This window comes from Chelativorans petroleitrophicus (assembly GCF_025398195.1).
In the GTDB taxonomy this organism is placed as follows: Bacteria; Pseudomonadota; Alphaproteobacteria; order Rhizobiales; family Rhizobiaceae; genus Chelativorans; species Chelativorans petroleitrophicus.
In genome coordinates, this window is the sequence record NZ_JAODNV010000005.1 from 240,868 (window position 1) to 262,290 (window position 21,423).

The following is a 21,423-nucleotide window of genomic DNA, read 5'->3' on the forward strand; positions in this document are numbered from 1 at the left end:
GGAGAATGAAGGTGAGGATTCGCGTGCACACGCAGGCGTCCGGTCAGCAGTTGCAAATCCCTATTCCCTATTCGCTATTCGCTCTTCGCTCTTCGTCATTCGCTGCCGGCGATCCGCATCAAGAGCAGGACGCATGAAAGTCATCATCTGCGGTGCCGGGCAGGTCGGATACGGTATTGCCGAGCGGCTGGCGGCGGAGAAGAACGACGTCTCTGTCATCGACACCTCCGCTGACCTGATTCGCGCCGTGCGCGATTCTCTGGACGTGCGCGGTCTGGTAGGCCATGGCGCGCATCCAGAGGTGCTGGCCAATGCCGGGGCGCAGCAGGCGGACATGATCATCGCCGTGACGCTTTACGACGAGGTCAATATGGTGGCCTGCCAGGTGGCGCATTCGCTTTTCAACGTGCCCACCAAGATCGCGCGCATCCGCTCGCAGTCCTATCTGCAGCCGCACTACATGGACCTGTTCTCGCGCGATCACTTGCCCATCGACGTGATCATCTCACCGGAGATCGAGGTCAGCGAGATGGTGCTGCGGCGCATCGCCCTGCCGGGGGCGACCGATGTGGTCTCCTTTGCCGACGGCCACGTGGTGATGGTCGCCATCGAATGCCTCGAGGAATGCCCCGTCATCAACACGCCGCTTGCGCAGCTCACCGAGCTCTTTCCGGACCTGCCTTCGACCGTAGTCGGGGTTTCACGCAATGGAAACCTGTTCATCCCCCATTCGGCCGACCAGCTCATGGCGGGCGATCTCGCCTATGTGGTCACCACCAAGGATCAGGTGCGGCGCACGCTGGGCCTATTCGGGCATGAGGAGCCGGAAGCCACGCGAATCGTGATCGCCGGCGGGGGCAATATCGGCCTCTATGTGGCGCGGGCCATGGAAAGCAAGGGCGGGCGGACGAAGGTCAAGCTCATAGAGAACAACCGCGATCGCGCCGTAGCCATTGCCGACCAGCTGCGCCGCACGGTCGTCCTTCACGGAAGCGCCCTAGACCAAAAGCTTCTTCTGGAAGCCGACATCGACCATGCCGATCTGATGGTCGCGCTCACGAATGACGATCAGGTTAATATCCTGACCAGCGTGATCGCCAAGAGACTCGGTTGCAAATCCAACCTCGTGCTCATCAACAACCCGACCTATCACGAATTCGCAAAGACGCTGGGGGTCGATGCTCATGTCAACCCGCGTGCGGTCACCATCTCGCGCGTGCTGCAGCATGTGCGCCGCGGCCGCATCCGCGCCGTCCACAACATTCAGTGGGGAGCAGCGGAAGTGATCGAGGCGGAGGCGCTGGAGACGTCGCCGCTCGTCGGCCCGCCGCTCAAGGAACTGGATTTGCCGGATGGCATGCGCATCGGCGCGGTTTATCGCGAGGGCGTTTTCGTCAAGCCCAGCGGCTCGCTGCGCATCAAGCCCAAAGATCGGGTCGTGATATTCGCCCTTGAAAAGGCGGTGCGGCATGTCGAGCAGCTGTTCCGCGTGAGCCTGGAATTTTTCTGATTCTTCGAACCACCCAAGGAGGGAACCTTGCCGCGAATTGCCTATGTGAACGGCCGTTATGTCCGTCACGCTCAAGCCGCCGTACATATCGAGGACCGGGGGTACCAGTTCGCCGATGGCGTCTATGAGGTGTGCGAGGTGGCGCGCGGCTTCATCATCGATATGACGCGGCATCTCGACCGACTCGACAGATCCTTGCGGGAGCTGCGTATCCGCTGGCCGCTGCGCCGCGCGGCTCTGGAGCTGATCATGCGCGAGGTGGTGCGTCGCAACGGCGTGAAGAACGGCCTCGTCTATGTGCAGGTGACGCGTGGCGTGGCGCCGCGCGATCATGTGTTTCCGGCGGAGAGTACCCGCCCCGCGCTCATCGTTACGGCGAAGCGGACCGATCCGCAGGCCAACGCCCGGCGCGCGGAGACCGGCGTGAAGGTGATCACGGTGCCCGAGAACCGGTGGGAGCGGGTGGACATCAAGACGATTGGCCTGCTGCCCAACGTGCTTGCGCGGCAAAAGGCGCGCGAGAGCGGTGCCTCCGAAGCCTGGTTCGTCGATTCCGAAGGACTTGTGAAGGAGGGCGCGGCCACGAACGCCTGGATCGTCACGCAGGACGGCAAGCTGGTGACCCGGCCCGCCGACTACGGCATTCTGCGCGGGATCACGCGCGCGACCGTTATGGATGTTGCTGCCCGGCTGGGCCTGGAGGTCGAGGAGCGGGCCTTCTCGGTGGAAGAAGCTCAATCGGCGCGCGAAGCCTTCATCACCGCCGCCTCCACCGTGGTCATGCCCGTGGTGGAAATCGACGGCCGCCCGGTGGCCAACGGACATCCGGGCACCGTAGCCCTGTCGCTCAGGCGCTCGTTTTTTGACGTTGCGGAAAAATGCCCTGCCTGTTAACCACTTGCCGGAGGCGGCTGGCTCGTAGGTATCGGCATGCCTCCCGCGCGGTGGAAGGGCAGTCATCGCGCTTGACAGGGCGGGGTAATGTTGCGCTACTGCCGGCGACGCAGGGGATGAAAAACAAAAATGGCGGAACGTTCCCAAAATTTGCAGGACCTCTTCCTCAACACTGTTCGTAAGAGCAAGAACCCGCTGACGATATTTCTGATCAACGGCGTGAAGCTGACGGGTGTCGTCACATCGTTTGATAATTTCTGTGTCCTTCTGCGCCGTGACGGCCATTCACAGCTCGTCTACAAGCACGCGATCTCGACCATCATGCCGAGTCAGCCCGTGCAGCTCTTCGACGCGGAGGAAAACAACCGGGAAGGTTGATTGGCCAGGAAAGAAGGCAGAAAGCCACAGGAGGAGGCTCCGACAAACGGTGATCGTACCAAGGCCGTCGTCGTAACGCCGGTTCTGCTTTCCCACGGCCGCGGCCAGCCTGCGGACCGCGATGGGCGGCCGCACATGTCGCTGTCGCCCGAGGCGCGGCTGGCGGAAGCGGTGGGACTGGCGGAAGCCATCGATCTCGACGTCGTCCACCGTGAGGTCTTCACCGTCACCCAGCCAAAGCCGGGCACATTGATCGGCACCGGCAAGGTGGAGCAGCTCGCGGGAATCGTGGCCGAAACCCCGGCAGAGCTTGTCATCGTCGATCATCAGCTTACGCCTGTGCAGCAGCGCAACCTCGAACGCGCGCTCAAGGCGAAGGTGCTCGACCGCACCGGACTGATTCTCGAAATCTTCGGCCGCCGCGCGCGCACCAAGGAAGGGCGCCTGCAGGTCGATCTTGCCCATCTCGAATATCAGCGGGGGCGGCTCGTCAGAAGCTGGACGCATCTTGAGCGCCAGCGCGGCGGCGGGGGCTTCATGGGCGGCCCGGGCGAAACGCAGATCGAGGCGGACCGGAGGCTCCTGCAGGAGCGGATCGTCCGCATCCGGCGGGAGCTGGAGACGGTGAGGCGCACCCGCGATCTGCACCGGGCCAAGCGGCGCAAGGTACCGTTCCCGGTGGTTTCGATCGTGGGTTACACCAACGCCGGCAAATCCACGCTGTTCAACCGGCTGACTGGGGCCGCTGTGCTTGCGGAAGACATGCTCTTCGCCACGCTGGATCCCACATTGCGGCGGGTCCGTTTTCCGCACGGTACCGTAGTCATCCTTTCCGATACGGTCGGCTTCATCTCGGACCTGCCGCCTCATCTCGTCGCCGCCTTCCGCGCCACGCTTGAGGAGGTGATCGAGGCCGATCTCATCCTCCACCTGCGCGATATTTCGGACCCGGATACCACGGCTCACGCGGCGGATGTGGAAGAAGTCCTATCGAGCCTGGGGATCGACCCTGCCGACACCAACCGCGTGCTGGAGGTCTGGAACAAGATCGATCTCCTGAGCGAGGAGGATCGCAGGCGGCTTTTGCGCGACGCGGTGAACAGGACGCCGCCGGTGGCCATATCCGCGGTGACTGGCGAGGGGATCGACGACCTGATGGCCATTATTGAGGAGCGCGTCTCAGGCGGGGTCGTGGAAGCCTCATTCACTTTATCGGCGGAACGGCTGGGATTAATCGACTGGATTTATCGCCACGGAGATGTGATCCGCCGTGAAGATCACGAGGATGGCAGCGTCACGCTGCATCTGCATACAACCCAAACCGCGCGCGATGAAATCGCGCGAAAATTAAGAAATTAAAACAAGGGGTAGGGCGGATCACTTCATCTTCTTTGCGCGCTGCCAGAGTATTTCCATCTCATCAAGCGTGGCTGATCCGAGGTCCTTCTCATTCGCCTTAAGTTCGCGCTCGATCTGATGGAAACGGCGGCGGAATTTCTCGTTAGCCGATCGTAGCGCGCTTTCCGGATCTACATCGAGATGGCGGCCGAGATTGACCAGCGCGAAGAGCAGGTCTCCAAACTCCTCAGCTACCTCGTCGTGGCGGGACTGAACGATGGCCTGCCGTAGCTCCCCGATCTCCTCCTCGATTTTGTCGAGAACGGGTTCGGCAGCCTTCCAGTCGAAGCCGACCCTCGCCGCCTTCTGCTGCAGCTTCAAAGCTCGCATGAGCGCGGGCAGGGCGATGGCCACATCGTCCAGATAGCCATGTTCCTCGCGCTGGTCGGGAGTCCGGCGCGCCAGGCGCTCCTTTTTCTCCTCGGCCTTGATCTTCTCCCACATGACCTTGACGGCATCCGCCTGGCGCGCATCCGTTTCGCCGAAGACATGCGGATGGCGGCGGATCATCTTGGTCGTGATGGCTTCCACAACGTCGCCGAAGTCGAAATGTCCGGCTTCCTCGGCCATACGCGCATGAAAGACGACCTGGAGCAGCAGGTCGCCCAGCTCCTCGCGCAGATCATGCATGTCGCCGCGCTGGATGGCATCCAGCACCTCGTAGGCTTCTTCGATCGTATAGGGCGCGATGCTCGCGAAATCCTGCTTCACGTCCCAGGGGCAGCCGGTCTCGGGATCGCGCAGCGCAGCCATGATCTCGATCAGGCGCGAAATGTCTCTCGAAGGCTTCATTCGGGCTCCTCTGCGGTGCAGGAGCCGTAGCGCGGATCGACCTCCAGGGCAAGAAAGCGCGGCATCCAGCAAGCCCGCGTTCTATATCTATTTCCCTCCTTTGGCTGACTCGTGCAGGGAAGAGACAGCCTTGTTGACGACCGGTATTAGACTTACGCATCGCGGATGCACCAATCCAGCCAGCAGCTCCACCGGCTGCCATACCGACAGGTCCGGCTGGCATGCCAGTTACTGTCCCTAGCCCCAGTCCTGACAGATTACCTTTAAGACGGTTCAAATCCTGCCTTTGTATGGATTTTAGTTCTTCGTAATCCGCTCCTCTTTTGTAGGCCAAGATAGTGCGTGAGAAAGGAACAATATTTAATCCTCCTTTCTTCATATCTGTAATAATGACATTTTCATTCTTCCTATCAATATCCGCACGAAGTACGGTCTTATAAATATTGCGCTCATTTTCAATCTGTTTTCTGTAGGTATCACGCAGGATGGAAACAACGGCATTGGCGGCGATTCTCGTGCCGCGCCCAGGCGTCGGGTTACTGCTCAAGTTGCTGGACAATATCATTGGCGCCCCAAGGGCTTGCGTGTTACTCTCACCCACTTCATCTGGCGAAAGAGTGATTATGTTGCCCTCATACGTGACAACCCACAGGCGCTCCTGATTGTCGGGTTCTTTGAAGAGGCATCCAACGAAAGAACCGCCAGACGACTCGTCTTTATATAAATATTGTAACTCAAACTCCTTGTATCTTAGTATCTTACTCTCCGGATTTAATATAGATTCCTTGAATGTGTCGCCATCAGATAGATTCGTTGCTTCATTCCTTATTATATCTAACCTGATATTTGCTATTGCGTTCCTAAAGTTCATTCCATAATAGTTATTTGCGTCTCCGTACTTTTTATGAATCTTCTTTGGATCAAGTTTCAATTCCCTGGCGATTTCCATGAGGGTTGCTGGGCGCGACCGATCAAGGAAATCGTTCATCGCACGGTTCTGCCTGGCACTTGTGCTCAAGTTCGCATGGGCAGGCTGCAATCGGCCTTCATCAACATCCGTCCTAATCTCCGCGGCCAGGTTTTCCATGACCTCATCACGAAAGGTGTCCATCGCGGGATTTGAAGCGCCGTCGGATTTACGCGGCGCGTAGAAAACGTATTTGGAAAGGCCAGTGTCTTCCTGACGTGCCGGGTCAGAAGGCCGCTGCTTTGTCGGTTTTATTTTTTCACCCAATTCATGGGCAAGCGTACGAAGAGTGTGCTTTATATCTGATGAAACAGTAAGAGGAGACATCGTGCTTACCGCGAAAATTCACTACGAGTACCACTTTTCAATACGGTTTCCGCGTCCAACGACGCGACTGTTCAATAAATAAACCTCGATCCGGAGTACTGACAATTAAAGTCTCTTCACGAAACCGTGCCGGAGAGGAGATCAAGTCATGGATCGCATAAGATAGATTATGGAACCAGCCCGCGTCCGCGTTGTGAGAGCTTGGGATCCAGAGAGACAGTGGCAACGGCGCTACTGGGTGCCCGGATAGCCGCGTGCCCGGATAGCCGCTCGGCGGCTTCCCGGATTACGGGTGGATGCGTCCCGCGGCTCCGAGATTTCCGGAACCGACTACCCGGCAATATCCGCCGTTTCCGCGCCCGCCGCTGCAATCAGCGCCTTCGGGTCGGCCGCGAAGACCGCATCATGCGCGCCAGCAGCCGCCCAGACCTGATCGAATTCGAGCAGAGTCTCGTCCGCGAAGCGGCGGACACCGTCGGGATGGCCAAGCGGCGAAACGCCGCCTATGGCAAATCCTGTCTCCTCGCGCACCTGCCGCGGATCGGCGCGCTCCAGAGCCTCGCCAGCGAGCCTTGAGGCTTTTTGCAGGTCGAGCTTCTTTCCGCCGGAGACCAGGAAAAGATAAAGTCGGCCGGAAGATTTGCCGGCAAACACCAGCGATTTGACGATCTGATTGACCTCACAGCCGCACTGGCGCGCCGCTTCCTCGGCCGTTCTGGTCGATTCCCCCATGCGCTTGACCTCGATGGCGAGCCCCGCCTGCGCAGCTGCCATCTCCACGCGCCTGATGCTCTTGGACATGCGTTCCCCCGAAACACCCCAGGTTCAAAGCTCGGTTTCGATCATCATCCCATCATAGGCCGGTTCGACGTGATCGGGCGTCTGGCGCCGCACGGTTTCATAATCCAGCGGCGTGTGCATATGGGTCAGCACCGCCCGCCGGGGCGTCAGACGCTCAATCCATTCCAGAGCCTCGGAAAGCGAAAAATGGCTTGGGTGCGGCTTGTATTGCAGAGCGTCGATGACAAGCACGTCGAGGCCCTGAAGCAGCGGTACGGTCTCAGGCGGAAAGTCGCTGACGTCCGAGCAGTAGGCAATGTTTCCTATCCGGAAGCCCAGCGAACGGATATCGCCATGGATCTGAGGCAGCGGCGTGAAGGTCAGCGGCCCGCCCTCGCCCGGCACGCTGAAATCGCGATCGTGCACTATCGGGTGCGGCATGACGATCGGAGGATAATTGCTGCCCTCCGGCGTTTCGAAACAGTAGCCGAAGGCCTGTTTCAGCCGGCCAAGTGTGACCTCGTCCGCATAAATATCGATGAGACGGCCCTGCGCCAGCACATAGCCGCGCAGATCGTCGATGCCGTGGATGTGGTCGGCGTGCGGATGGGTGTAGACCACGCCGTCCAAGCGGCTGACGCCGGCCGCGATCATCTGCGCGCGGAAATCCGGGCCGGTATCGATTGCAACGCGCGTGACAAGCCCGTCCGACCTAACGCACTCCACCAAGGCTGCCGCGCGCGTGCGCCGGTTCCGGGGATTGCTTGGATCGCAGGCGCCCCAGTCGCCGATGATGCGCGGCACGCCGGGCGAGGAGCCGCAGCCGAGGATGGTCAGTCGAAGTCGCTCCGGCAAGGCTCACGCGCTCCTCATGGACGGGCGTTGCACCTTCTTGAACAGCCGGAAGAAATTTTCCGACGTGATCGCCGCTGTCTCTTCCGGGGAAAGCCCGATGGTCTCGGCCAGAACGGCGGCCGTATGCGCCACATAGGCCGGCTCGTTGCGCTTGCCGCGGAAGGGAACGGGCGCAAGGTACGGCGCATCCGTCTCCACCAGAAGCCGGTCGTGCGGAATGCCCTTGGCAATCTCCCGCAGCGCGTCCGATTTCTTGAAGGTCAGGATTCCCGAAAAGGAGATGTAGCCGCCCAGTTCCACGCCGGTGCGGGCAAGCGCCGGCCCGGAAGAGAAGCAGTGGAGAATGAAGGGAAAAGCCCCCCTTCCCGCTTCTTCACGCAGGATTGCAGCCACGTCGTCGTCGGCATCCCGCGCGTGGATGACAAGCGGCAGGCCGGTGCGCCGCGCGGCCTCGATATGCGTGCGGAAGCTCCTGGCCTGCAGGTCGCGCGGGGCCCTGTCGTAGAAATAGTCGAGGCCAGCCTCCCCGATGCCGACGACCTTGGGATGTTCGGAAAGGTTCACCAGCTCTTCAGCCGTGACATCAGATTCCTCGGCCGCATTGTGCGGATGCGTGCCGACGGTGCACCAGACATTGTCGTAGCGCTCGGCAATGGCGCACACGACGGGAAACTTCCTCACCCGTGTGGCAATGGTGACGAGCAGGCCCACGCCCGCTTCGCCCGCGCGCGCAACAACCTCGTCACGTTCGTTTTCAAAATCCGGGAAATCCAGGTGACAGTGGCTGTCGACCAGCATTCAGGCCCCCTGCCCTTCTTCCGGTTCCATATAACGCGGAAATACGGGCTGAGGTGTGGGCAGCTCCGTCCCGGGCTGAAGCATGCCGGCAGCGCCGAGATCGGCAAAGCTGCGCCGGTCGGCAGGCACCGAAAGCAGATCCAGAAGCTTTCCGGCAGAGCCGGGAATGTAGGGCTGGCAGAGGATCGCGATGCGTCGCAGCACTTCCGCGGTCGTATAGAGCACCGTCTCCATGCGCGCCGGATCGGATTTGCGAAGTGCCCAAGGCTCCTGAGCGGCAAAATACCGGTTCGCCTCCGACACCACTTCGAAGATGGCTCCCAGCGCGGTATGGATCGCCTGGCGCGCCATCGCCTCACGGGCCGTCGCAAGCGCCGTTTCCGCGCGCTCGAGCAGGGCCGTATCGGCTTCCGCGAACGTCCTGCGCGCTGGCACCTTGCCGCCGCAATGCTTGGCGATCATGGACAGCGAGCGTTGTGCCAGATTGCCCAGATCGTTGGCCAGGTCGGCATTGGTGCGGTTGACGATGGCCTCGTGACTGTAGCTGCCGTCCTGCCCGAAGGGAACTTCTCGCAGGAAGAAGTAGCGTACCTGGTCCAGCCCGTAATGCTCCACCAGCGCGAAGGGATCGACCACATTGCCGACCGACTTCGACATCTTCTCCCCGCGGTTGAACAGAAAGCCGTGCCCGAACACGCGCTTCGGCAGCGGCAGGCCCGCCGACATCAGGAAGGCCGGCCAGTAAATGGCATGAAAGCGCACAATGTCCTTGCCGATGATGTGTGCATCGGCCGGCCAGTAGCGCCAGCGTTCCGCACCCGCATCCGGATAGCCCGCGGCGGTGATGTAGTTGGTGAGCGCGTCCACCCACACATACATGACGTGCCTTTCGTCGCCGGGCACGGGCACGCCCCAGTCGAAGGTGGTGCGTGAGATCGAAAGATCGCGCAGGCCCGCGCGCACGAAGCTTATCACCTCGTTGCGCCGCTCGGCCGGACCGATGAAGTCCGGGTTTTCCTCATAGTGCTTGAGCAGCCGGCTCTGATAGGCCGAGAGGCGGAAGAAGTAGCTTTCCTCCTCGACCCATTCCACCGGCGTGCCCTGCGGGCCGTAGCGCACACCGTCCTCGCCGACGGTAGTTTCCTCCTCGCCGTAATAGGCCTCATCGCGCACCGAGTACCATCCCGAGTAGCTGCCGAGATAGATGTCACCGTTCTCCGCCATGGCCTTCCAGATCGCCTGGCTCGCAATCTTGTGACGCTCCTCCGTGGTGCGGATGAAGTCGTCATTGGAAGCGCCGAGTACCTCCGCCATGCGCTTGAATTCGGGCGCGTTGCGGTCAGCCAGTTCGCGCGCGGAGATGCCTTCCTTGCGCGCCGTCTGCAGCATCTTGATCCCGTGCTCGTCCGTGCCGGTCAAAAACATGACGTCCTTGCCGTCGAGCCGCTGAAAGCGCGCCAAGGCGTCTGTCGCGATCAGCTCGTAAGCATGGCCGATGTGCGGCCTGCCGTTGGGGTAGGAAATGGCCGTGGTGATGTAAAACGTTTCGCGCGTCATGGAGATAATGCTCGGCGGTCAAGAATTGGCTTGAGCCCAGATAGCGCATCGCCGCGAGCGCTTCAATGCAGCGCAGCGAGCGGGAATCCAACCGGAAACGTCACGGCGGCCCCGAAAAGCCGATCTTACGCACTCTGCGCGGCCTGATGAAGCCGGGTCAGAAGCCCCAGGACATGCTGCCGTCGGTCGAGGTTGAAAATCTCGGTCTGCCGAATGGTCTCGGCCACTTCCTCCCACAATGAGGCAAGGCGCGCGGCGTTCGCGGCGGCACCCGAAGCTGCTGCGTTCGAGGCGGCTTCGGCTATGCGATCGAGCACCGTCCGATTGAAAAGCTCGAACTGCACCTGCCGGTCGCGCCCTGCTGCGGCGTCGGCCAGCTTATGGGCCTGTGCCACGTCGAAGCGGGGCGCGGCCGAAATCCGCTCGACCACCTGCGCGATCTCCAGCCCGCCGAACTGCGTCATCAGGATGGCATCACGCACGCTGCCGCCTGCCTGCTCGATCAGCAGCCGTCTTTCGTTGGCGCCCTGCGGCAGCTCGGCCCCGAGCCGCACCAGCAGATCCTGCAGGATCTCCGGTTCGAGCGGCTCCAGCTTGATCGTCTGGCACCGTGAGCGGATGGTCGGAAGCAGCCGGCCAGGCGAATGGGCAATAAGAACGAACAGCGTCCGCGGCGGAGGCTCCTCGAGGCTCTTCAGCAGCGCGTTGGCGGCACTGGTGTTCATGTCATCCGCAGGATCGACGATGACCACCCGATAGCCGCCATCGGCGGGCGTGAGCGAGAGAAACCGGCTGACGCGGCGAATTTCGTCGACCGTGATCACGGTCTTGAACTTCTTGTCACGCTCTACGTAGGGGCGCGTAAGGTGCAGAAGCCCCGGATGCGCGCCCTGCGCGGCAAGCCTGAAATTCTGCGAAAGCGGCTCCGCGGGTGACAGCTCCTCGGGTGCCCGGCTGTGATCCGGATGCGAGAAGAGATGATGCGCCAGGTGAAAGGCAAGCGTGGCCTTGCCGATCCCCTGCCGGCCGGCAAGCAACAGCGCGTGAGGAAGCTTGCCTGCGCGATAGGCTCGGGCCAGCATGGCGCGTGCCGCTTCGTGCCCAAGAAGCAAGGCGTTTTCCGCCGGTTCGGGAATGTCCGGCAGCGTGTCGTGCTGTTCGGGCGCGGTGCGTTCGAACATCGCCTATCCTGCCGCCTGCTTCGCCGCGCGCGGGCCGCCCAGTGCCGCATCGACGGCTTCGGCGATTCGTGCAGCCACCTCGTCCGCCGGGGCGGTGGTATCCACGACGAGGCAGCGATCGGGCTCCCGCCGGGCAATGTCGAGAAAGGCCTCGCGGCGGCGGCGGTGCACCTCCAGCGTCTCCTTCTCGAAGCGGTCCGCTGTGCCCTCCCCTCGCCTTTCGGTCGCCCGGCGCAGGCCTTCTTCCGGATCGACGTCGAGGATCACCGTCAAGTCCGGCATGGAGCCGCCGACTGTCACACGTTCGAGCGCCGTCATGAAATCCGGCTCCAGTCCGCCGGTCACGCCCTGATAGACGCGCGAGGAATCGACAAACCGGTCGCAAAGCACGACAGCGCCGCGCGCAATGGCGGGACGGATCACCTGTTCGAGATGGTCCAGCCTTGCCGCGGCGAAGAGAATGGCCTCCATCGTCGGCCCAAAGGGTTCGGCCGCGCCGGAAAGAAGAACATGGCGCACCGCTTCCGCGCCTGGAGAGCCGCCCGGCTCGCGCGTTTCCACCACCTCATGGCCCTGCGCCCGAAGGTGATCGGCGAGGCGGTAAATCTGCGTGGACTTTCCCGCGCCCTCGCCCCCTTCGAACGTGATGAAAAAACCGCGAGGCACCGCCGTTCCTGCTCTTCTTGCGTTCTGCGCAACAACTTGTGTTCGCATCAATACATAGTCCGCTGCCGGTGCAAGGTCCAAGGGCGGATTTTTGACAGGGACGGCCCCGCGTCTACCGCATCCAGCCCACCAGCAATTCGCGCACCGCTCCTATGGCGCGCTGGCGCAGGGTCCCTTGCGCCATCGACTGGGCGGCGTAAACTGGCTCTTCCTGGCTCAGCGTATCGCCGATCCAGATTTGCAGTGTCCCGATTCGCGCGCCTTGCTCCACCGGAGCGGGTACCGGTCCCTCATAAACGATACGCGCGGAAATACGCTCCGGTTGGCCGCGCGGCACGAGGACAGACAGTGAGCCTTCCGTGCGGACGCCCAGAGAGCGGCGCTCACCACCATAGACGCTTACCTCCCCGACGATATCGCCAGCGGCAGCCACGATCCGGCGCTTCTCAAACGCGTTAAAACCCCAATCGAGCAGCTTGCGCGTCTCCTCCACACGCTCCTCCTCGCTGGCCAGCCCGCTCAGCGTCGCGAAGAGCCGCCTGCCTCCGCGCGCAGCGGAAACCGTGATGGCATAGCCGAAACCCTCGGCATAGCCGATGCCAAGCCCGTCAACACCGGCATTCAGCCGGATGAGCGGGTTGCGGTTGCGCTGGAAGATTCTGTTCCACTCGAAAGCCTCCTGGGAGAAATAGTGGTAATGCTTCGGATAGCTGCGCCACAGGTGAACGGCCAGCTCCGTCATCTCGCGCGCGGTCACCTTCTGCCCGTCGGCCGGAAGCCCAGTGGCGTTGGCGAAGGTGGACTGGCTGAGGCCGAGGCTGCGCGCCCGTTCCGTCATCATCCGCGCGAAGCCTTCCTCGGAACCGGCGATACCTTCCGCAAAAGCAATGCAGGCGTCGTTCGCGTACTGAACGATGATCCCCTGCACGATCGCATCGAGTGGAACCGACGAGTTCACTTCCGCGAACATGGTCGTGGTGCCGGAGGGAGCTCCTCCCGTGCGCCAGGCGTTCTCGCTGACGAAGAATGTATCGCTGAACGACAGGCGCCCCTCTTCTAACGCTTGGAAGATCATCTCCACCGTCATCAGCTTGGCGAGGGAGGCCGGTGGAAAGGGCTCGTCAGCGTTCTTGGAGAAAAGGACGGCGCCGGTCTCCGCATCGATCAAATAGGCCCGTTCGGCCTTGGTCTCGAAATCCTGCGATGCGGCGGGAGCCACGAAGGCCCAAAGCGCGACAAGCCAAACCGCTGCTGCAAACAATCGAGACAAACGGGCCCCGCTACCCTTCGGTCGGCAGACGTCATTCCACTACTATTTAGTCTATAGCCGCCCGCTGCGGCCGATCAAGCGCGCCAGCAAGAGGATGGCCTGCCGGATGGCGGGTCAATCACGCACGGCAAAAGCGTCAAGAGCGCCCGCCGCCCAGGCGGCACGCAGCATCGCGTCGAGGTCTGCCTCTCCATCCGGAAGAAGCGAAGCGACATAGACCTTTCCGCCAGGTCCCACCGTCTCCTTCAGCACGGGCCGCCCCAGTTCGGCAAGCGCGCGTGTCAGACGTTCAGCTTCAGCGCGCGAGGCCCAGGTGCCGAGATTGATGTAGGGGGCTGCGATCTCATCCGGCGTCTGCGCCCCGTTCCGGCGCTCCCACCAGTCGATGACGGCGCGGCTGTCGAGCTGCGAGTCGAGAACGGCGTCAAACGCACTTGCCGCTCTGCTCACACGCCGGTCCGCGTAGGAAAGAAGAGCGAGCTCGACCGCCCCCGCCTGCACCGGCGGCTCCGTGGGCCGGTCCGGCACGAGGGGGCCTACCGCCGGCAGCGCTACCCCGCCGTCGAGCGAGATCGGTGCTGCCTGTTCCGCAAGTGCCGCGACGGCCTGCGAGACCGGCTGGCTCGGCGTGGGGCCGTTCATCGCAACCATCACACCGGTCGGCAGACCATCCGAAGGATCGGGCAAGGCGCCGCCAGGTCGGTAGGACGCAAGCAGAAATTGAGCATCCTGACCGTGCAGCGGTGCCGGCCCGACATATTCCACGCGCACATTGGCGATGCCGGCATTCCGGTAATCCAGGAGTTCGGCCGCCCGCTTCGACAGGTCGATGATTCGGCCGTGCGCGAACGGTCCTCGGTCATTGACTCGCACGATCACAGAGCTGCCGTTATCGAGATTGGTAACCCGGGCATAGCTCGGCAGCGGCAAGGTCGGATGCGCGGCGGTCAGATGCGCCATGTCATAGATTTCGCCGTTGGCGGTCAGCCGTCCGTGAAAGGCCGCGCCATACCAGGAAGCCTTGCCCTCGGCGACATAGTCGGGATCGTCGGCGGGCTTATACCAGCGCCCCTTCACTTGATAGGGCTTGCCCAGCTTGTAGCGGCCGCCGCCGCGCGGGATCTCCGAGGTCGCAACCGAGGCAATCCGCGGGCTCGCCTTCACGCCATATTCGGACTCGGCGAAATATTCGCCGGTCTGACTCAGGGTCGCTTTCGGCGTGGGCGCGCCGCAGCCGGCAAGCAGAATGGACAGTATCGCCGTGCCGGCCAATGCCCAGGCCCAACCGTGCCGCCGCTCATGATTCCCATGGTTTGCCAAGGACTGCGCCCGGCTGTCCCCGATCGCCTGTTCTTTCCCCAACGTGCCTTCCTGTTTCTGCCTTGCCGTCGGCAGAAAGCCCCCTCTCCGCCGCGGTGCGCAATCAATATCGGTGAAACCGTTAGCACGTTGTGAAGGCAATGTGGCGGGAAATGGGCAGCACTTATGATAACGAATGGTATTGCAATTTAACTGAATGTGCGGATTCCCAAACTGGCTTGCGAATGCGTGAACTGCCCTGGCGTTCACTGCAACGCTGTGGTTGACGTTACGCTGGCGGGCACGTAAAGCCGATGCGGGCCATCCGGCAGCAGGATGGGTTACCGGCAAGCCGGGCAAAGGCGTGCCACAGAATCAATGCCGGAGGGGTGGCCGAGCGGTTTAAGGCACCGGTCTTGAAAACCGGCGTGGCAGCGATGTCACCGTGGGTTCGAATCCCACCCCCTCCGCCATTTTATCTTGAAAAACGGCACGATAGCTCGTTTCTTCGAAGGAACACTTAAACTTTGATGTCGGTCCAGTTGCCGGGACAGTTGATGCACCTTCCCGAACAGCACCATCTTCTCACCGCCTCTGCCACATCCAGGAACGGTTTCGCCACATCTTCTCGCCGATCAGGCAGTCATAGGCAGGTTGTGCCTGTACAGGAATCACTTGCGGACGGAATTCGTGCGCTTCGTTTCCGGCGAGCTCGATGATCAGCTTGCGGCGGACCGCTTCGGGAAACTGCGACCAATCGTTGACCGGGATCATGAAGGCGCCCGGCCCGCCGATCACGCATTCGCTGTAGTACCGGTCGAGCTCGGCCACGTCATAGGATGTGCTGAACCCCTCATTGGTCATCAGCGGCAGCCCGTTGATGGTGATGCCCGCAGCGGTGAGTTCATCCCGCGCTTCCGTCACCGGGCGGCCCTGATTGTTGGGGCCGTCTCCCGAAATATCCAGGACGCGGCGTATGCCGCTATAGCCGCTTTCGGCAAACAGGTCGGCGGCGAAGTCGATTGCGCCCGAGATCGAGGTGCGCCGTGCGCTGCGCGGCGGGCTCGCCGTCAGCATCTCCGCCACCCTGATGGCATCCTCGGCGGATGCGATCACCGTCCAGGGCACCAACACGCGCTGGGAGAAGTCGCCCGCCCACTCGAAATAGGCAAGCGCGATGCGGCCGTGCACGCCATCCTCGATGGCCCGGATCACCGTTTCATGCGTAAGCGCTTCCGCATAGCCCCGGCGCTGGATTTCCATCTCGCCGGGCGACATGGAGAGCGAAACGTCCACCGCGAGCGCCAACTCCACATCGACCGCCTCCTGCGCACTTGCCACAGCGGGAACCAGCGCCGCCGCCAGCGCGGCCGCGCGGCACAGGATGGATCGGTGCGGCGTCCACATGCCTCCGAGTTTACGTGTCGCGAGCCATCGGGCAATGGCATTGCGGCCTTGAAAGGAGCCGCAAGCCATCACATTTGCGCGACACCTGCCATTTCCCGTGTAGGATGTGCCCGGCCGGGGCCTACCCGTCGGCTCTCAGAGCTTCGTTCTGCGGGTCGAAGGGACTTTCGGCGATTACTGTCGCCCCGTGGAGCTTCCCCAGGATCTTGATTTCAAGCCCGGTCCCCTCTTCGGCGAATTCTGGCCGCACCATGGCAAGCGCTAGGCTCTTGCCTACACGCCAGCCATAGCCGCCATGGGTGGCGCGGCCGACGAGCCTGCCATCCTTGTAGATCGCCTCGTTGCCGCGCGCGTCGGCATCGGTCACGTCATGCACTTCGAGGGTGACGAATTTCCAGCTCAGCCTCCCGTCGCGCTGGCGCAGGAGCGCCTCGCGGCCGACGAAGTCCCCCTTGTCCAGGCGGACGAAGCGGTCGAGCCCGCTTTCCCAGGCGGTGTATTCGATGGACAGCTCGCGCGGGATGAGCCGGTAGCTCTTCTCGATCGCCATCGACGTCATGGCGCGGATGCCGAAAGGTTTGATGCCGTATTCCTCGCCCGCCTCCATCAGCATGTCGAAAATGGCGTTCTGCATCTCGATGGGATGATGCAGCTCCCAGCCGAGTTCGCCGACGAAGTTGACGCGCAGCGCATGGGCGGTGGCCGGGCCGACATTGATCTTCTGGCCGGAGAGCCACGGGAAGGCGGCATTGGAGAGATCGGTGCGGGTGAGCTTCCTAAGCACGTCGCGGCTCTTCGGCCCCGCAAGGACGAGCACGCCCCATTGCGAGGTGACCGGAACCATCCGAACGCTGCCGTCCTCGGGCAGGAGTTTCCTCAGCACGTCATGGTCATGCGCCTCATAGGCGCCGGCTGACACCAGATAGAAGCCCGTCGGCTGCCGGTAGACGGTGAATTCCGAGCGCACGCCGCCATGCTTCGTCAGAAGATGGCAAAGCGCGATCCGCCCGTTCTTCGTCGGCACGCGATTGGCGAAAATGCGGTTCAGCCACGCTTCCGCGCCCGGGCCGCTCACCCAGCACTTGGCGAACGCCGTCATGTCGAGCAGGCCGACATTCTCGTGGACGTTCTTCACCTCGTTGCCGACATGCTCGAAATAGTTCGACCGGCGGAACGACCATTTTTCCACGATCCGTCCGTCCTCGAGCGGCGCGGCGTGGTTGTGCTTCAGGAGCACGTCGGCGCCGACGCCCAGCTCCTCCTTCGGCACCTCGTAGCCTTGTGGCGCAAACCAGTTGGGCCTCTCCCAGCCATAGACGGAGCCGAAAACCGCGCCGAGCTTCTTCATGCGCTCATAGCAGGGCGAGGTCTTCAGGGGCCGTGCGGCCGCGCGTTCCTCATCGGGATAGTGCACCGTGAAGACGTTGGCGTAGGCCTCCTCGTTCTTCTCCTTGAGATAGCCTTCCGTCGCGTAGGGGCCGAAGCGGCGCGGATCGACACCCATCATGTCGATCGACGGCTCGCCTTCGACGATCCACTCCGCAAGCTGCCAGCCGGCACCGCCCGCTGCCGTGATGCCGAAGGAATGGCCCTCATTGAGCCAGAAGTTCTTCAGGCCCGGCGCAGGTCCGATGATGGGCGAGCCGTCAGGCGTGTAGGGAATGGCACCGTTGTAGATCTTCTTGATGCCCACCTCGCCGAAGGCCGGTACGCGCGCGATCGCCGTTTCCACATGCGGCATCAGCCGGTCGAGATCTTCCTGGAACAGCTCGTACTCGCTCTCGTCCGACGGCCCGTCGATATAGCAGCAGGGCGCGCCCTTCTCGTAGGGCCCGAGAAGCAGGCCGCCATTCTCCTCGCGCATGTACCAAGAGGAGTCGCTCTCGCGCAGCACGCCCATTTCCGGCAAGCCCTGCTTCTTCCGTTCGAGGATCGCTGGATGCGGTTCGGTGACGATGTACTGATGCTCGACGGGAATCACAGGCACGTCGAGGCCCACCATCTTTCCGGTCCTGCGGGCGAAATTGCCCGTGGCGGAAATCACGTGCTCGGCAACGATGTCGCCCTTGTCCGTCTTCACGAGCCAGCGCCCGTCCGGCCGCTGCTCGATCCCCGTCACGGTCGTGTTGCGGTAAATCTCCGCTCCCCTGTCTCGAGCGCCCTTGGCCAGCGCCTGGGTGAGGTCCGCGGGCTGGATATAGCCGTCCTCCGGATGCTGGATTGCACCCAAAAGCCCCTCGGTCTCGCAAAGGGGCCAGATCTCCTTGACCTGCTCGGGCGTGAGTACGTTCACCTTCACGCCGATCGTCTCGGCGATCCCGGCGTAGTACATGTACTCGTCCCAGCGGTCCTTCGTGCGGGCAAGCCGGATGTTGGAGCACTGAGTGAAGCCGACATTCATGCCGGTCTCGCGCTCAAGTTCCTGATAGAACCTCACCGAGTATTTGTGGATCTGGCCCACCGAGTAGCTCATGTTGAAGAGCGGCAGTAGGCCGGCCGCATGCCATGTGGAGCCGGAGGTCAGCTCCTTGCGCTCGACCAGCACCACATCCGACCAGCCCTTCTTCGCCAGATGATAAAGGGTCGAAACACCGACGACCCCTCCCCCAATGACGACGGCGCGCGCTTCTTCCCGCATGCCCGAATTCTCCTTCAAGTGACCGGATGCAGCCGGTTTCGAAGAAAGATTACGCGTCGGCCGCACGCTTTTCCCGGCCTGTTTGCGACATGGCCGAATTTTGACGCGACCTCTGCCTCAGGCGGTGGCCGCCCGGTCGAAACGCGGCTTCCACGAGGCGGTCAGGACGAGCGCGAGGCCTGTGGTGAAGATGAAATAGAAGCGGTCGTCCGGCAACGGGAAACTGGCGAACTTGCCGAGCGCCCCGATCATCAGTGCGAAGGCGAGCGCGTTGGCCCGCGGTGCCGTCATGCGGCCATGTCTGGCAAGCGCGGCCCAACCTGCCACCAGCCCCGCCAGGACCGCCGACCAGTTGTTGGATTGGAGCGATCCCATGAACCCGCGCACATAGCCCTTCATCATGGCGGCAAGCGAGAAATCCGGATCAAAGCCCACCATGGAATTCTGCATTTCCACGCAGGAGAAATAGAAATGCGCCCACCAGCCGGGATGATCGAGCGCCCTGAAGATCATCAGATCGGTGGCTAAGGCGGCCAGGAAGGTGACGATGAAGGTCAGCTTGCGCCAGTTGAACAGGAACGCGGTGATCAGCAACGCGAAAACCAGAACGATGTTGTCCGGCCGGAAAAGCACGGAGGTGAACAGTAGCGCAGAAGCCGCCCAGTCGCGCCCGCGCCACAGCATATAGATCGCCAGCAGGGAAACGAATGAGGCGGCCACATCCGGATAGGCCGCGGCGGTCATGCGCGAATAGTCGGAGACGAGCAGGAGCGGGACCAAAAAGACGCTGCTCTGGAGGGCATCAGCCCGCCACAGCCACCAGAGGCACAGAAGACCGATGCCGAGCGAGGAGAGCGCGCTCAGAACCGTTATGGCCGACAGCGTTCCGACCAAAGGCTCCAGAAGCCGCACGAACGCGATGAAGGCGACCTTTACGCGATACATGGAAAGCTGGGACTGGAAGTCCGCCGGATTCTCCCACTGATGCAGATTGTAAGGGTTGGAATATTTGAGGTGGTGTTCCTGCCACTCGGAGATTTCCGGCTCAATGATCGCCCAGGTTTCTGCGTGCAGCTGCTGAGGATCATCGTAACGGTTCTCAAGCGCAGTGGCCACATAGGCCACCATATCCCAGTTCCTGTAGTCGGGGCGGATCACGCCATAGGCGGTGACAGAAAGGGCCGTCAAAAGGAGGAACAGTGCGCCAAGCCGATCGAGCTGGCTTTGCTGCAACAGCCATCGCTTGAGGGGTTCCGCCGGCGCCGCCTCCAGCACACGGCCGATCAGAGTTCCACCTGCGCTCATTGCCCCGCCCCTGGCGCTTCCTCAATCCATCTGGCTCTTTACGAAATCCCGCACGATGGACACGACGCCGCGCGAAAGCAGTGAATCCAGCGCATCGGCAAAGGTGTCCACATGCTCGCGGCCGACGATCAATGGCGGCTCCAGCCGGATGACGTTGCGGTTGTATTCAGTAAAGGCCACCAGAATGTCGTAATCGCGTAGGAGCAACGCGCCCACGAAACCCGAGAGCGAGCCCTTCAGCTTGTCGTCCAGCATGGCCACCATGGGCCGCAGCACCGCCGGCAGGGTCTGCGAGAAGTCTTGGAACTCCAGGCCCACCATGCAGCCCCTGCCCCGCACGTCCTTGATGATGCGTGGATACTTCTCCTTGAGCGCGTTCAACCGCTCGATGAGATAGGCGCCGATTGTCTCCGCATTCTCCATCAGCGCCTCGTCGTAGAGCACATTCAGGCCTTCAATGGCCGTGATGCAGGCCTCGCCGGTGCCGCCGAAAGTGGCCATGGCATGGATCATCGCCGTTTTCGGCGTGCCATAGGCCCGCATGTAGATGTCGCGTCTAGCGATCATGGCGCCGATCGCCGCCTTGCCCGTGCCGAGCGATTTGGCAAGCGCCGTAATGTCAGGCACAACGCCATAGTGCTCGAAGGCGTAGAAGCGGCCCGTGCGGCCATAGCCGCACTGCACCTCGTCGGCTACCCAGATGACGCCGTACCTGTCGCAGAGGACGCGCAGCGCGGGCCAGAAGGCCGGATCGGCCTCGATGATACCGCCACCGCCTTGTATCGTCTCAAGCACGATAGCGCCGATCTCCGGGTCGGTGCGGAAGGCGTTCTCCACCGCCTCGCTGTCGCCGAAGGGCACGCGCACCGTATTGTCGGTAAGGCGGAATTCACCGCGGTAGAGCTTGCCATCGGTGACCGCCAGAACGCCCTTGGTTTTCCCGTGGAACGAGTTCTCCGCGTAGACGATCTTCGGCCGCTTCGGCCCCGCCGCCCGCTCGGCGAGCTTGACGGCCGCCTCCATGACTTCGGAGCCGGAAGAGCCCAGAAACACCATGTCGAGGTCGCCGGGCGAGCACTGCGCGAGATTGTGCGCGAGCGTCGCCGCGTATTGCGACATGAAGGCAATCGCGATCTCGTGGCGCTTCTCCTCCTGGAAGCGCCGGCGGGCCTCCAGAATGCGCGGGTGATTATGGCCGAAGGCCAACGAGCCGAAGCCGCCGAAGAAATCAAGGATCTTCCGACCGTTCTGGTCGATGTAATACATGCCCTCGGCGCGCTCCACCTTCACCCTGTGGAAGCCGAGCAGCTTCATGAAATGGAGCTGGCCCGGATTGAGATGCGCCTTGAAGAGCTCCGTCATGCGCCCGACATCGAGCGCCTTGGCGTCCTCGACGCTCAT

At 62.2% G+C, this 21,423-nt stretch carries 17 protein-coding genes and 1 tRNA gene; 5 read left to right on the forward strand and 13 right to left on the reverse strand.

What is annotated here, in order from left to right:
* Nucleotides 1–133: 133 nt before the first annotated feature.
* The 4 genes from trkA to hflX all read left to right on the forward strand — a co-directional run bounded on the left by trkA (nt 134) and on the right by hflX (nt 4,141).
* Nucleotides 134–1,510 carry a Trk system potassium transporter TrkA gene (gene trkA / locus NYR54_RS04560; RefSeq protein WP_261514378.1) on the forward strand — a complete coding sequence of 459 codons (1,377 nt, stop codon included), beginning with the start codon at nt 134–136 and terminating at the stop codon, nt 1,508–1,510.
* A gap of 27 nt (nt 1,511–1,537) precedes the next feature.
* Nucleotides 1,538–2,404 carry a D-amino-acid transaminase gene (locus NYR54_RS04565; protein ID WP_261514379.1) on the forward strand — a complete coding sequence of 289 codons (867 nt, stop codon included), beginning with the start codon at nt 1,538–1,540 and terminating at the stop codon, nt 2,402–2,404.
* A 129-nt stretch (nt 2,405–2,533) separates the two neighbouring features.
* Nucleotides 2,534–2,782 (forward strand): RNA chaperone Hfq, encoded by a 249-nt coding sequence (hfq, locus tag NYR54_RS04570; protein WP_261514380.1) that lies wholly within the window; start codon nt 2,534–2,536, stop codon nt 2,780–2,782.
* A complete protein-coding gene (hflX, locus tag NYR54_RS04575; RefSeq protein WP_261514381.1) occupies nt 2,783–4,141 on the forward strand; it encodes a GTPase HflX in 1,359 nt (452 codons plus the stop codon).
* 18 nt (nt 4,142–4,159) lie between these two features.
* Here the strand turns inward: hflX and mazG are convergent, their stop codons facing one another.
* The 9 genes from mazG to NYR54_RS04620 form a co-directional block, all read right to left on the reverse strand.
* A complete protein-coding gene (gene mazG / locus NYR54_RS04580; RefSeq protein ID WP_261514383.1) occupies nt 4,160–4,972 on the reverse strand; it encodes a nucleoside triphosphate pyrophosphohydrolase in 813 nt (270 codons plus the stop codon).
* Between the two features lie 1,624 nt (nt 4,973–6,596).
* Complete coding sequence (locus tag NYR54_RS04585) at nt 6,597–7,067, reverse strand: YbaK/EbsC family protein (RefSeq protein WP_261514384.1); 471 nt, start codon at nt 7,065–7,067, stop codon at nt 6,597–6,599.
* A 24-nt stretch (nt 7,068–7,091) separates the two neighbouring features.
* A complete protein-coding gene (locus NYR54_RS04590; protein WP_261514385.1) occupies nt 7,092–7,901 on the reverse strand; it encodes an MBL fold metallo-hydrolase in 810 nt (269 codons plus the stop codon).
* 3 nt (nt 7,902–7,904) lie between these two features.
* Nucleotides 7,905–8,699 carry a TatD family hydrolase gene (locus NYR54_RS04595; RefSeq protein WP_261514386.1) on the reverse strand — a complete coding sequence of 265 codons (795 nt, stop codon included), beginning with the start codon at nt 8,697–8,699 and terminating at the stop codon, nt 7,905–7,907.
* Nucleotides 8,700–10,256, reverse strand: a complete 1,557-nt coding sequence (gene metG, locus NYR54_RS04600; RefSeq protein ID WP_261514387.1) for a methionine--tRNA ligase — start codon at nt 10,254–10,256, stop codon at nt 8,700–8,702.
* Between the two features lie 125 nt (nt 10,257–10,381).
* A complete protein-coding gene (locus tag NYR54_RS04605) occupies nt 10,382–11,437 on the reverse strand; it encodes a DNA polymerase III subunit delta' (RefSeq protein WP_261514388.1) in 1,056 nt (351 codons plus the stop codon).
* 3 nt (nt 11,438–11,440) lie between these two features.
* Nucleotides 11,441–12,103: a dTMP kinase gene (gene tmk / locus NYR54_RS04610; protein WP_261514389.1), complete on the reverse strand. Its 663-nt coding sequence runs from the start codon at nt 12,101–12,103 to the stop codon at nt 11,441–11,443.
* A gap of 112 nt (nt 12,104–12,215) precedes the next feature.
* Nucleotides 12,216–13,373 carry a D-alanyl-D-alanine carboxypeptidase family protein gene (locus NYR54_RS04615; RefSeq protein ID WP_261514390.1) on the reverse strand — a complete coding sequence of 386 codons (1,158 nt, stop codon included), beginning with the start codon at nt 13,371–13,373 and terminating at the stop codon, nt 12,216–12,218.
* Nucleotides 13,374–13,487: 114 nt separating this feature from the next.
* Complete coding sequence (locus NYR54_RS04620; protein ID WP_261514392.1) at nt 13,488–14,735, reverse strand: septal ring lytic transglycosylase RlpA family protein; 1,248 nt, start codon at nt 14,733–14,735, stop codon at nt 13,488–13,490.
* A 320-nt stretch (nt 14,736–15,055) separates the two neighbouring features.
* Between NYR54_RS04620 and NYR54_RS04625 the strand changes: the two genes are divergently transcribed.
* Nucleotides 15,056–15,145: transfer RNA gene (locus NYR54_RS04625), tRNA-Ser, on the forward strand.
* A gap of 112 nt (nt 15,146–15,257) precedes the next feature.
* Here the strand turns inward: NYR54_RS04625 and NYR54_RS04630 are convergent.
* From NYR54_RS04630 to NYR54_RS04645, 4 genes are all read right to left on the reverse strand, one after another.
* Nucleotides 15,258–16,079 (reverse strand): DUF1194 domain-containing protein, encoded by an 822-nt coding sequence (locus NYR54_RS04630; RefSeq protein ID WP_261514393.1) that lies wholly within the window; start codon nt 16,077–16,079, stop codon nt 15,258–15,260.
* Nucleotides 16,080–16,200: 121 nt separating this feature from the next.
* A complete protein-coding gene (locus NYR54_RS04635; RefSeq protein ID WP_261514394.1) occupies nt 16,201–18,717 on the reverse strand; it encodes a GcvT family protein in 2,517 nt (838 codons plus the stop codon).
* A 117-nt stretch (nt 18,718–18,834) separates the two neighbouring features.
* Entirely contained in the window at nt 18,835–20,022 is a 1,188-nt protein-coding gene (locus NYR54_RS04640; RefSeq protein ID WP_261514395.1) for a hypothetical protein, read from the reverse strand.
* 21 nt (nt 20,023–20,043) lie between these two features.
* Nucleotides 20,044–21,423, reverse strand: coding sequence for an aspartate aminotransferase family protein (locus NYR54_RS04645; protein WP_261514467.1), 1,380 nt, complete (start codon nt 21,421–21,423; stop codon nt 20,044–20,046).